General features: G+C 41.6%; 10 protein-coding genes. All 10 read left to right on the top strand.

Going from position 1 to position 12,940, the window contains the following annotated elements; translation table 11 throughout:
• Window positions 1-8: 8 nt before the first annotated feature.
• The 10 genes from FBF75_RS01035 to FBF75_RS00990 all read left to right on the top strand — a co-directional run bounded on the left by FBF75_RS01035 (window position 9) and on the right by FBF75_RS00990 (window position 12,939).
• Window positions 9-920: a helix-turn-helix domain-containing protein gene (locus tag FBF75_RS01035; RefSeq protein WP_048003274.1), complete on the top strand. Its 912-nt coding sequence runs from the start codon at window positions 9-11 to the stop codon at window positions 918-920.
• A gap of 73 nt (window positions 921-993) precedes the next feature.
• Window positions 994-1,575: a CDP-diacylglycerol--glycerol-3-phosphate 3-phosphatidyltransferase gene (gene pgsA / locus FBF75_RS01030; protein WP_008344688.1), complete on the top strand. Its 582-nt coding sequence runs from the start codon at window positions 994-996 to the stop codon at window positions 1,573-1,575.
• 16 nt (window positions 1,576-1,591) lie between these two features.
• Window positions 1,592-2,842 (top strand): competence/damage-inducible protein A, encoded by a 1,251-nt coding sequence (locus tag FBF75_RS01025; protein WP_136944355.1) that lies wholly within the window; start codon window positions 1,592-1,594, stop codon window positions 2,840-2,842.
• A gap of 177 nt (window positions 2,843-3,019) precedes the next feature.
• Window positions 3,020-4,063, top strand: coding sequence for a recombinase RecA (gene recA, locus FBF75_RS01020; RefSeq protein WP_007499478.1), 1,044 nt, complete (start codon window positions 3,020-3,022; stop codon window positions 4,061-4,063).
• A 300-nt stretch (window positions 4,064-4,363) separates the two neighbouring features.
• Window positions 4,364-5,926, top strand: coding sequence for a ribonuclease Y (gene rny / locus FBF75_RS01015; protein ID WP_003211958.1), 1,563 nt, complete (start codon window positions 4,364-4,366; stop codon window positions 5,924-5,926).
• A gap of 89 nt (window positions 5,927-6,015) precedes the next feature.
• Window positions 6,016-6,810, top strand: coding sequence for a TIGR00282 family metallophosphoesterase (locus FBF75_RS01010; protein WP_008344680.1), 795 nt, complete (start codon window positions 6,016-6,018; stop codon window positions 6,808-6,810).
• A 202-nt stretch (window positions 6,811-7,012) separates the two neighbouring features.
• Window positions 7,013-7,273, top strand: coding sequence for a stage V sporulation protein SpoVS (gene spoVS, locus FBF75_RS01005; RefSeq protein ID WP_003211281.1), 261 nt, complete (start codon window positions 7,013-7,015; stop codon window positions 7,271-7,273).
• A gap of 203 nt (window positions 7,274-7,476) precedes the next feature.
• A complete protein-coding gene (locus tag FBF75_RS01000; protein ID WP_136944354.1) occupies window positions 7,477-10,521 on the top strand; it encodes an efflux RND transporter permease subunit in 3,045 nt (1,014 codons plus the stop codon).
• A gap of 175 nt (window positions 10,522-10,696) precedes the next feature.
• The gene (tdh, locus tag FBF75_RS00995; RefSeq protein ID WP_057079520.1) at window positions 10,697-11,761 is read left to right on the top strand and encodes an L-threonine 3-dehydrogenase; all 1,065 of its coding nucleotides are present in this window, start codon (window positions 10,697-10,699) and stop codon (window positions 11,759-11,761) included.
• Window positions 11,758-12,939, top strand: a complete 1,182-nt coding sequence (locus FBF75_RS00990) for a glycine C-acetyltransferase (RefSeq protein ID WP_136944353.1) — start codon at window positions 11,758-11,760, stop codon at window positions 12,937-12,939. Before tdh ends, FBF75_RS00990 begins: the two co-directional genes overlap by 4 nt.
• The last annotated feature ends 1 nt before the right edge of the window (window position 12,940 follow it).

Here is a 12,940-nt window from a genome sequence, read left to right as displayed (position 1 = left end):
TGTTTGTTTTGACTGAATTGGGAAAACGGCTCGTTGAGGCCAGAGAGGAAAAAGGGATGTCGCTGGAGGATCTGATGGCGGCTACCAAAATCCAAAAGCGCTATTTGCTAGCAATAGAACAAGGAAACTATGATATCATTCCAGGTAAATTTTACGTCAGAGCGTTTATTAAACAATATGCCGAAGCCGTTGGACTGAATCCTGAACAATTGTTCGAAGAGTTTCGTAAAGATGTACCAAGTACGTATAACGATGAAGTGTCTGATAAATTATCAAATATTAAACCGCAAAGAGAGCTGCCAAAGCCTGCCTCAAAGGTACTGGAGCTGCTTCCGACGATTTTAATCATTGGAGGGATCCTTGTGGTGATCGCTATCATTTATGTGATCGTTCAAGCGGTTAATCATGATAGCGGACAGAAAAATAATCAGGTGGCTCCTCAGCAATCAGAATCAAAATACGAAGTGTCTGAGGATTCATCGCTGGCAAAGGATCAAAAGAAAAAGGAAAAAGCTTCGTCAGATGATCAAGAAAAATCATCTGAAAAAGACGATTCCTCAAAGGATTCATCTAAAGACGATGAAGATGTTTCTTTGAAGGCAACGAATACAGAGGGTTCTACGACAACGTATGAAGTATCAGGTGCAGAAGAGATGGAGCTAACCATTTCTGCCTCACAAGCTTCATGGCTTCGTGTGAGAGACGAATCTGGAAAAGTGCTGAAGATGGGTGAATTGAAAGATGGCGAATCGTTTAAAACAGACTTGACTGATCTTTCCCAAGTCGATATCCGCTTAGGAAATGCATCGGGAATCGATATTAAAGTCAATGACGAAACGCTGAAGTACGAATTAGACCCTAAAAACACCATGACACAAAACATTGTGATTGTGAATAAAGGAAAGGAAAAGTCATCTTAAGCAAGTAGATGACTTTTCTTTTGTTCCTACTATTATATACATAAAAAAATGCTTTATTGGAGGATTGGAATTCATGTTTAACTTACCGAATAAAATTACTCTTTCTAGGATCGCCTTGATTCCTGTGTTTATGTTGATTATGCTTGCTCCATTAGATTGGGGTGTTGCGCGCTTTGGTGACGTCAGTATCGAAGTCACTCACCTTGTTGGAGCGATCCTGTTTATTGTCGCTTCGACAACCGACTGGATTGATGGTTACTATGCACGTAAGCTCAATTTAGTCACAAACTTTGGTAAATTTTTAGATCCGCTTGCAGATAAATTGCTTGTTTCAGCGGCTTTAATTATACTTGTTCAATACAACCTCACACCGGCATGGATGGCAATTGTGATCATTAGCCGTGAATTTGCTGTAACAGGCCTAAGGCTTGTCTTAGCTGGAGGCGGTGAAGTGGTCGCAGCCAATATGCTTGGAAAAGTGAAGACGTGGGCGCAAATCATTGCGATTTCGGCACTTCTTTTGCATAACCTGCCGTTTGAACTTGTATCATTCCCATTTGGTGATCTTGCCATGTGGGTAGCGGTGTTCTTCACTGTTGTCTCAGGCTGGGATTACTTTGCGAAAAACTGGGAAGCCTTAAAGAATTCTAACTAAAAAGGACGTGTACGCTTTGAAGTCAGAGAGAAAAGCAGAAATTATTGCAGTCGGTTCCGAACTTTTGCTAGGGCAAATTACGAATACGAATGCACAATTCATCAGCAAACAACTAGCTGAAATTGGTGTGAATGTTTATTACCACACAGCAGTTGGTGACAATCCAGAGCGTTTAAAAAGGGCCATTCAAGTGGCACAGGAAAGATCGAATTTTATTATCTTCTCAGGTGGTCTTGGACCAACGAAAGATGATTTAACAAAAGAAACCATTGCAAATACGCTCGATAAAGAGCTTGTGCTAAATGAAGAAGCATTTGAGTCTATTCAAGAGTACTTCCGTAAAATCGGACGTGATATGTCGCCGAACAACCGTAAACAGGCGCTCGTTCTAGAGGGATCTGATGTGCTCGTAAACCGTTTCGGAATGGCACCTGGTATGTTTATACAAGAGGGAGATACGTTTTACATTCTGCTCCCTGGACCGCCAAGTGAATTGCACCCGATGTTTGAAAACGAAGCGAAGCCGCTTATTTCTGAAAAACTTGGCCTAAAGGAAAAAATCGTGTCTGTTGTCTTGCGTTTCTTTGGCATCGGTGAATCTCAACTGGAAACAGATCTTGAAGATTTAATTGATGCACAGACCAATCCAACGATTGCACCGCTTGCAGCTGACGGGGAAGTGACGCTAAGGCTGACAGCCAAGCATGAGGATGAAAAAGAAACAGAGCGTCTGTTAAAAGAAACAGAAGCACAAATTTTAGAACGGGTCGGCGAGTACTTCTACGGATATGGTGATACATCTCTTGCCTTTGAAGCTTCAAAGGCCTTGCATGAACACGGGAAAACAGTAGCAGCGGCTGAAAGCCTGACTGGTGGTATGTTTTCAGAGTGGCTGACAGATCACGAAGGGGCATCATCCATTTTAAACGGTAGTGTGGTTTGTTACACAAATCAAGTCAAGCAGCAAGTGCTGGGCTGCCGTGAAGAAACATTGTCTTCTCATGGTGCTGTCAGCAAAGAGTGTGCGTTAGAGCTCGCAGAAGGCGTTAGAAAACTGACGGGAAGCGATATCGGTATTAGCTTTACAGGTGTGGCAGGTCCTGAACCACATGAAGGACAGCCGGTTGGAAAAGTATTTATCGGGCTATCGACAAAAGATCAGACAGACGTGTTTGAATGGATGTTTACTGGCAGTCGATCAGGCATTCGCAAGCGTGCTGTGAAATATGGTTTGCACCACCTTCTCAAATTATTAAAAGAAAGTTAATTTTGGTTTTTATGAGGTTTACTCCTTTATAAAAGAGCGTTTTTTCTAATAGAAACAGCTCTTTTCTTAAATAATCTGCCAAGAAAAAATCGAATATGTGTTCGTTTTTTTCTTGGCAAATGACGTAAAACAAGGTATAGTATAGATAGTGGAATTGATAAAGGAGGAAACAATAGAATGAGTGATCGTCAAGCAGCCTTAGATATGGCTCTTAAACAAATAGAAAAACAGTTTGGTAAAGGCTCTATTATGAAACTAGGAGAGCAAACAGATACACGTATTTCAACAGTACCTAGTGGTTCGTTAGCACTTGATACTGCGCTTGGAATAGGTGGATACCCTCGCGGCCGTATTATTGAAGTATATGGTCCAGAGAGTTCTGGTAAAACGACAGTAGCGCTTCATGCGATTGCTGAGGTTCAGCAGCAGGGAGGACAAGCTGCATTTATCGATGCGGAGCATGCGCTAGATCCAGTTTACGCTCAAAAATTAGGTGTCAACATTGATGAGTTATTGCTTTCTCAGCCGGATACAGGAGAACAAGCACTTGAAATTGCAGAAGCACTTGTTCGTAGTGGTGCAGTTGATATTGTTGTCATTGACTCAGTAGCTGCTCTTGTACCAAAAGCAGAGATCGAAGGAGACATGGGAGATTCACACGTTGGTCTTCAAGCACGTTTGATGTCTCAAGCACTTCGTAAACTATCTGGTGCTATCAACAAATCAAAAACAATTGCGATCTTTATTAACCAAATTCGTGAAAAAGTAGGGGTTATGTTTGGTAATCCTGAAACAACGCCTGGTGGACGTGCACTTAAGTTCTATTCATCTGTTCGTTTAGAAGTACGCCGTGCTGAACAGTTGAAACAAGGGAACGACATTATGGGGAACAAAACGAGAATTAAAGTTGTGAAAAACAAAGTGGCACCGCCATTCCGTATTGCCGAAGTAGACATTATGTACGGTGAAGGTATCTCGAAAGAGGGAGAAATCATCGACCTTGGAAGCGAACTAGATATCGTACAAAAGAGCGGGGCTTGGTATTCTTATCAAGAGGAACGTCTTGGACAAGGACGTGAAAATGCGAAGCAATTCCTAAAAGAGAATAAAGACATTCTTCTTATGATTCAAGAGCAGATCAGGGAGCACTACGGTTTGGATACAAACGGAGTGAAATCAACTGACGAAGAAGGACAAGAAGAATTGGAATTGAATGACTAAAAAGACGCTGAAAAGCGTCTTTTTTTTACAATTACATAACAGCTAGCGGTTCAAAAGTTCTGTCTTTGCTTGAAATAACGACTTACGCCTTAGTCTGACTAGCTTGACAAGTATTTCCGACACAATTACAATGGGAATGTATCACTTGTTTTTCTTAACATGATTGATAACTAATTTAAACTTGACAAGGGCAGTGAGGATCTCATTCCCTGTGAAGGCCCTGTATGTTGAGACACAAAACAATGTACATGCCGACACTTTATTTGTAAAACCAAGTTCATAGCAAGAGGAGGTGAAAATATGTCGCCTACGATGTTTACGATCATCTCCATTTTGCTGAGCCTAATCTGTTTAGTTGTTGGCTACTTTGTTCGTAAAACCATTGCAGAAGCAAAAATATCCGGCGCAAGAAACATGGCCGAACAAATTGTTGAGGATGCAAAGCGTGATGCGGAAGCATTGAAGAAAGAAGCACTCTTAGAAGCGAAAGATGAAATTCATTCGTTTCGTGTAGAGGCGGAGCAAGAAGTTCGTGAAAGACGTAATGAGCTTCAAAGACAAGAAAACCGTTTACTTCAAAAAGAGGAAAACCTTGATCGCAAGGACGAATCTTTAGATAAACGGGAGTCCCTGTTGGAGAAGAGAGATCATTCTCTGAATGAACGACAACAACATATTGAAGAGATGGAAAGCAAAGTGGATGATATGATTCGTTTGCAGAAAGCTGAGTTGGAGCGTATTTCTAGTCTAACTCGAGATGAAGCGAAACAAATCATTCTGGATCAAGTTGAAAATGAGCTTTCCCACGACATTGCAGTCATGACGAAAGAATCTGAAAACCGGGCGAAAGAAGAGGCTGATAAAAAAGCGAAAAACATTCTTTCACTTGCGTTACAGCGTTGCGCAGCTGATCATGTAGCTGAAACAACGGTATCTGTAGTCAATCTTCCAAATGATGAGATGAAAGGTCGTATTATCGGACGTGAAGGACGAAATATCCGTACGTTAGAAACGTTAACAGGTATTGACCTGATCATTGATGATACACCTGAAGCTGTCATCTTATCGGGCTTTGATCCGATAAGACGTGAAACAGCGAGGATAGCTCTGGACAAGCTAGTCCAGGATGGACGTATTCATCCTGCACGAATTGAAGAAATGGTGGAAAAATCACGCCGTGAAGTCGATGATTATATCCGCGAGATGGGTGAGCAAACGACATTTGAAGTCGGAGTTCACGGTTTGCATCCGGATCTCATCAAAATTCTCGGTCGCTTAAAATTCCGTACAAGTTATGGACAAAATGTCCTGAAGCATTCAATTGAGGTTGCACATCTTGCAGGTCTCATGGCTTCAGAGCTTGGAGAAGATGCAAAGCTTGCAAAACGAGCAGGTCTTCTGCATGACATTGGAAAAGCCATTGATCATGAAGTAGAAGGAAGCCACGTGGAAATTGGCGTTGAGCTTGCGACGAAATATAAAGAGCATCCTGTTGTCATCAACAGTATTGCATCTCACCATGGTGACCAAGAACCGACATCTATTATCGCTGTTCTTGTTGCGGCAGCCGATGCATTATCTGCAGCACGCCCTGGTGCAAGAAGTGAGACGCTTGAAAATTACATTCGGAGACTTGAGAAATTAGAAGACATCTCTGAATCTTATGAAGGTGTTGAAAAATCGTTTGCGATACAAGCTGGACGTGAAGTGCGTATTATGGTGAAGCCAGATTCAATTAATGATCTTGAAGCTCACCGTCTAGCAAGGGATATTCGTAAGCGGATTGAGGACGAGCTCGATTACCCTGGTCACATTAAAGTGACAGTTATTCGAGAAACTCGCGCAGTAGAGTATGCAAAATAGAGCGGTGCGCTTAGCGCCGCTTTATTTTTTTGTGTAAATATGCAACACTGATAAGAAGATCATTTTATAAGAGAAAGGGTTCAAAACGTATGAAAATATTATTTGTTGGAGATATCGTTGGTTCACCTGGCAGAGATACACTGAAAGAATACTTGCCAAAGCTAAAGAAAAAATATCAGCCACACTTTACGATTGTCAATGGAGAAAATGCGGCTCATGGGAAAGGACTTACTGAAAAAATCTATCACGAGCTGCTTCAAGCTGGGGCTGATGTGCTCACAATGGGGAACCATACATGGGATAAAAGAGACATTTTCGATTTCATCGATGATGCACCCCATATTGTTCGTCCGGCAAACTTCCCGCAAGGTACACCAGGGAAAGGGCTCACTTTTATTAAAAAACAAGGTAAAGAACTTGCTGTCATCAACTTGCAAGGCCGCACATTTTTACCTCCGATTGACTGCCCATTTCAAAAAGTAGATGAGCTCATAGCAGAAGCTTCAAAACGTACACCGTTTATTTTTATTGATTTTCATGGTGAAGCCACAAGTGAAAAGCAAGCAATGGGTTGGTATACAGATGGCCGTGCATCATGTGTCGTTGGAACACATACACATGTTCAAACAGCAGATAACCGCGTCTTGCCAAAAGGAACTGCTTATATTTCGGATGTTGGCATGACTGGTCCTTATGACGGTATTTTAGGTGTTGATCGGGAAACGATTATTAAACGATTTAAAACGAGCCTCCCTGTCCGTTTTGAAATTGCAGAAGGCCGCACGACGTTAAGTGCAGTGATCGTAGAAATTGACGAATCGTCGAAAAAAGCTGTCAAAATTGATCGAATTTTGATAAATGATGACCATATTTTCTTTGAATAAATATTCACATATTTATTTCAGAAAAATATTAATCAGAAAGAAGGAATATGCGCCCTCTATCGTGAATATAGTAAAAATGGTAGGTAGCCTGCTATTTTTGAAAAACATTTTGGGGATGGATTTTCAAAAAAATAGCAACATCTAACAAAGATTGTTCTAATGAACACTCACTTATCCATTGTAAATTTAAGGGGGAGCAAAAATGGAAATTTTAAAAGTTTCAGCAAAGTCAAATCCAAATTCAGTAGCAGGAGCATTAGCCGGCGTTTTACGTGAACGCGGTGCAGCGGAAATACAGGCTATCGGCGCTGGAGCACTGAATCAGGCGGTCAAGGCTGTCGCCATTGCAAGGGGATTTGTTGCGCCTAGCGGAGTGGATTTGATATGCATTCCAGCCTTTACTGACATTCTTATCGATGGAGAAGAAAGAACAGCAATCAAACTGATTGTTGAACCACGATAATTCTAATTTTATTATTTTCAACCTGCTTACATCATGTAAGCAGGTTGTTTTTGTTTACCGCTATACATTTCTCATATAACATATTTCTTTCACAAAATAGATAGAAAATGACATATTAGAGCTTGCATTTTTTCACCATGATGATAAATTAAGATTAAGTTGAAAATACTTCATCAAAAATAAATATTTAAGTAGGTGAAATAATGATTGAAGCTTTTTTAAAAAGGGGAAAGCTTGTTTTTATTTTATTTTTTATCGTTCTCATTGCTGGAGGTTATTTGTTTACACAGCTTCCTAAACGAGAACTGCCAGAGTTTCAAGCGAATATTGTAACCATTTCGACTGTTTTCCCTGGTGCAGATGCAAAACAGGTAGAAAGTGATGTCACCAATAAGCTTGAGTCGGCCATTTCTGATATCAATGGTGTAGAGAAGACAAGCTCTGTTTCTGCTATTGGTTTCTCAAATATTGTGCTTGAAATTGATGATCAAGCCGATTTTCAAAAGGTGGCAAGTCAAATCAAGAGTGAAACCTCAAATGCCGCCTCTTCTTTTCCAGATGGTGTGATGGAGCCAGATGTAAAGGATGAGTTTGGCCATGTGCCAGTTGGTTCTTATATGATTGTAGCAAGTAACTCATCTGATTTAGCAAAAAGTCAGGAATCGCTGCGTGCGTTAAAAGAAAAAGTGGAGGACATCAAAGGTGTTGATGGAGTTATCATCAAAGGATTCAATGACAAACAAGCCATATTGAACTTGGATTCAAGTAAACTGGAGGATAACGGGTTAAACGTGACCGATGTCACAAATGCCATCAATCAAGAATTTGACACATCCCCTCTAGGTGACGTTCAGGCAGATGGAGAAAAGGTCAAGCTGTCCATTGATGCCTATGATCGTTTAGATCAAATCAAAAAGATTGAGATCTTCTCAAAAACGAGCCGCAAGCCTGTTACAATCGGTCAGCTTGGTCGTTTAAAAGAAGTAGAAAAAGAGAAAAGTGATATCGTTTCATATAACGGAAAGCCAGCCTATTCATTTACAGTCAATATCAAGCCGGGACTGGATATTCCTAAAATGTATGACAAAGTCAGTGCGGTCATTGAAAAAGAGAAAGAGCTGCCAAATGGTGTGGATTGGATAGACTACTATTCACAAAAAAGTGAAGTAGATGCCATTTTTAACGATTTAATCAAAGAAGCGATCGTGGCCGTCATCGCCGTCATTGTCGTCACCACACTTGGTCTAACCATTGGTGGTGCGTTTATCGTTTCACTTGCGATTCCGCTATCCATAACGATCGGAACCATCCCGCTGCCGTTTTTACAAGTGGACCTTAATCAAATTTCAATTATTGGCTTTATCATTGCCCTAGGGATACTTGTAGATGACGCCATTGTCGTCAACGATAATATTTTAAGGCAGATGAAAAAATACGAAAGTCCGCTTAAAGGAACAATTGCAGGTGTAAAAGAAGTGGCTGGATCCATTTTAACGTCAACACTGGCAGTTGTCTTTGCCTTCTTGCCGCTTGTTTTCCTTTCTGGTGCGAACGGTTCATTTATTCGAGCGTTACCGTCTGTTCTAGTCACAACTGTACTTGCGTCAATGGTTATTTCATTGACACTTGTGCCAGTGTATCAATATACAGCAAACCGAAAAAGAAAGAACAAGAAGATTCAAAAGGAACCGGGCTTTTTAGGCAAACCATTAAAAAGATTAGCTGATTTTTATGCAGATCGAGTACTGACAAACATCGTGAAGCGGCCACTTCTCATTGGATTAAGTGGTTTGCTCGTTGCCACACTTGCCTTTTTGCTTATTTTCGCCACACCATTTGAGTTTTTCCCTGCGGCGAATAAGAAAGAAGTTGTTGTCACTGTGACACTTCCAAGTGAAACAACCTTAGATAAAACAAATGACACATTAGAGAAAATAGAACAAGAGATCAAACAGCAAAAAGGCATTGAAGAGACGGCCATTTTTGCAGGCGGCGGTGTGCCGAACTTGTTTAATGAAAGCATTTCAAACGCAAGTGATCATACTGGTCAGATTGTTGTCAGAGTAGACAATGAGCAGATGACAAGCAAAGCATTGATCGATCGTATGACAGAGCCATTGCGAAAGAAATTTAAAGATGCTGATATCTTTATGAAAACCATTGTTCAAGGTCCGCCAACGGGAGCGCCTGTGACCGTAACCATTGCAGGAGAACAATTTTCAAAGCTCGTGGATGTGAAAGAGAAGCTCACAAAAGAAATGAAAGAAAGCGGAGCAAGTCTGATCACAGACGATGTCAATCAACCGGTGAAAACCATCTCATTTGAATTAAATCGTGACCGAATGGCAGAGGATGGGCTCACTGCTCAGTTTGTCAGCAGACAGCTTGGCCTTGTCACAGAAGGAATTCCTTTAGGCACTTTTAAACAAGGAACAGATGATATCGACCTCGTAGTGAAACAAGACATGAGCACACATCAAAACGGACTGAAGCTAAAAGACATCAAGGTGCCTGTGAGTGCAAATGAGGGTGGCATGCCTCAACTTGAGCCGCTTAGCCGATACGTAAAAGAAAAAGAAACAGAGCAATTTGAAAGCATTCCGCATGAAAACGGGATGCCGACGATCACGTTAAAGGCATATCCTGGTACATCAGATACGTTTAAAGACGATATGACAGAAGTCGCAAATGAAGTTGGGAAAAGCGATGCAGCGAAGAATTTGACCATTTCTCAGGGCGGAGAAAATGAAGATCAAACCCAATTCTTTATTGAAATTAGTCTCTTATTTGGGGTAGTTTTGCTGCTCATTTATGTGACCATCGCTTTCCAGTTCAATTCACTCATGCTTCCGCTTTTAGTTCTTGGAACGGTTTACTTAGCGATATCCGGCGCCATTATTGGACTATTTGTCACTCAAACGCCGTTTAGCTTTATGGCCACAATGGGGATTGTCTCATTGGCAGGTATTGTTGTCCGAAATGCGGTCGTTTTGTTTGAATTTATTGAACAGCGGCGCAAGCAAGGTCTTGATCAACAGGCAGCTGTGATTGAAGCGGGGAGAGCAAGGATTAGACCTATTTTGCTGACAGCATTTACAGCACTTGTCGCTCTTATGCCCGTTGCTTTAAGTAATGACCCACTCTTTAAGCCGCTAGCGATCTGCATCGTATCAGGTGTCTTTTTCTCAACGATTCTGACACTACTGATTGTGCCGGCTTTATATGTAGCCGTTTCAAAAAAACGCTGACAACTTAAAAGTAAATCTCCGAATAAAAGGAGATTTGCTTTTTTTTAGAAAAATATCTAAAAAAATATGTGGAGTGTTCATTTGTCTTCTCCTGAAAGACATCGGTATTTACGTCTAAAATAAGACATGATAAGATCGGATTGGGAGAAGTTTTTTAACAAAGGGGTTGTACGTCATGTGTGGAACGATGAAAGCGATTGTTAAAAAAGAAAGCGCTTACGGAGCGGCGATGATGGAAATGCCGATTCCAGAAATAAGGGATCATGAAGTGCTCATCCAGGTAAAGGCTACATCAATATGCGGAACGGATGTGCATATTTATAATTGGGATGATTGGGCGAAGGGGAGAGTCAAAGCACCGTACATTTTTGGTCATGAATTCACAGGGGAAGTTGTCAAAACGGGGAACCAAGTCTCACGAGCAAAAGTAGGGGACTTTGTATCGGCTGAGACGCATATTGTCTGTAATCAGTGTTACATGTGTTTAACGGGTCAGCAGCATTTGTGCAGCGAAACGAAAATTTTAGGGGTCGACATTGATGGCTGTTTTGCTGAATATGTCAAAGTACCAGAACAAAATGTGTGGCATAATCCAGCTCAAATGCCAGTGGAACTTGCATCTATTCAAGAACCGCTTGGAAATGCTGTTCATACAGTTCTGCATACACCTGTTTCAGGAAAGTCAGTGGCGGTTTTTGGCTGTGGGCCCATTGGTTTAATGGCGATTGCGGTTGCAAAAGCCTCCGGGGCTGTCCAAGTGTTCGCTGTTGATAAAAATGAATACAGACTGGATCTTGCCCGTAAAATGGGTGCAGATCATATCGTGGATATCGGAAAAGATGATCCTGTTGCCATGATCAAGCAGCTCACGCGGATGGAAGGGGCAGACGTGATGTGTGAGATGTCAGGACATCCCGTTGCGATTAATCAAGCACTCGAAGCTTGTGCAAATGGAGGGAAAGTGAATATACTAAGTTTGCCAGAGCGGCCGGTAACCATTGACATTACGAATCAAATTGTTTTTAGGGGATTAACCGTGCAAGGGATCACGGGGAGAAAAATGTTTGAGACGTGGCGTCAAGTATCTGAACTTTTAAGAACGAATACCATTGATGTAAAGCCGGTTGTCACCCATACGCTGCCATTTGAAGATTTTGAAAAGGGATTTGAACTTATGAGAAATGGTACGTGCGGGAAGGTCGTACTGATCATGCCATCATATCAAAGGGGGACGAAATGATGAAAGAATTTACGTATTTACAAGATGAATTGGACACAATGAAGCAGCAAGGCACCCATCAAACACTGAAAGAAATCGATTCCAAACAATCATCCACGGTGACACTAAATGAACAATCCGTCATACAACTCTCTTCAAATAACTACTTAGGTCTCACCTCACATCCAAGGCTGATGAAAGCGGCAAAAGAGGCGATTGATGAATTCGGTGCTGGAACAGGATCTGTACGAACCATTGCTGGAACGATGACAATGCATGAACGGCTTGAAAAAAAGCTCGCAGCTTTTAAAAAGACAGAGGCAGCCCTCGTATTCCAATCAGGCTTTACGACCAACCAAGGGGTCTTATCCAGTATTCTCACAAAAGATGATATTGTCATTTCAGATGAGCTGAACCATGCCTCAATCATCGATGGGATTCGCTTAACAAAGGCAGATAAAAAAGTATATGCTCATTCTAATATGGGAGAGCTTGAGAAAATTTTAAAGAAATCGATGAATTACCGCGTCCGTCTTATCGTGACAGATGGTGTGTTCTCAATGGATGGAGATATTGCACCGCTTCCTGAGATTGTAAGACTTGCAGAAACATATGATGCTTTTGTGATGGTAGACGATGCCCATGCGTCTGGAGTACTTGGTGAAAATGGCCGCGGAACAGTGAATCATTTTCAACTTGACGGCAGAGTGCATATTCAGGTTGGCACACTTAGTAAGGCAGTTGGTGTGCTAGGCGGTTACGTCGCTGGTTCTGCCGTTTTAATCGACTATTTAAAGCATAAAGCAAGACCGTTTTTATTCAGCACCTCACATCCGCCGGCTGTCACAAGAGCCTGTGAAGAAGCCATTGAAGTGCTGTTAGACGAACCGGAGCGCATTGAAACACTTTGGGAGAACGCGGCCTATTTTAAAGAAAAAGTCATCGGTCTTGGATTTGAGGTGGCACCAACAGAAACGCCTATTATTCCAATGATGATTGGAGACGAGGCACTCACTTTCCGGTTTTCAAAAGCATTAATCGAGCGCGGCGTTTTCGCTCAAGGCATTGCTTTTCCAACTGTAGCGAAAGGAAAAGCGAGAATTAGAGCCATCATCACAGCAGAGCACACAAAAGAAGAGCTTGACCGTGCACTGACAATCATCGAAGAAGAAGCAAAAAAACTGAATATACTTGATTGAG

Origin of the sequence: Bacillus sp. S2(2019) (genome assembly GCF_005144805.1) — a bacterium.
GTDB classification, from domain to species: Bacteria; Bacillota; Bacilli; order Bacillales; family Bacillaceae; genus Bacillus; species Bacillus altitudinis.
The sequence above is the reverse complement of the archived record's forward strand: the minus strand, read 5'-3'. Positions and strand labels throughout refer to the sequence as shown.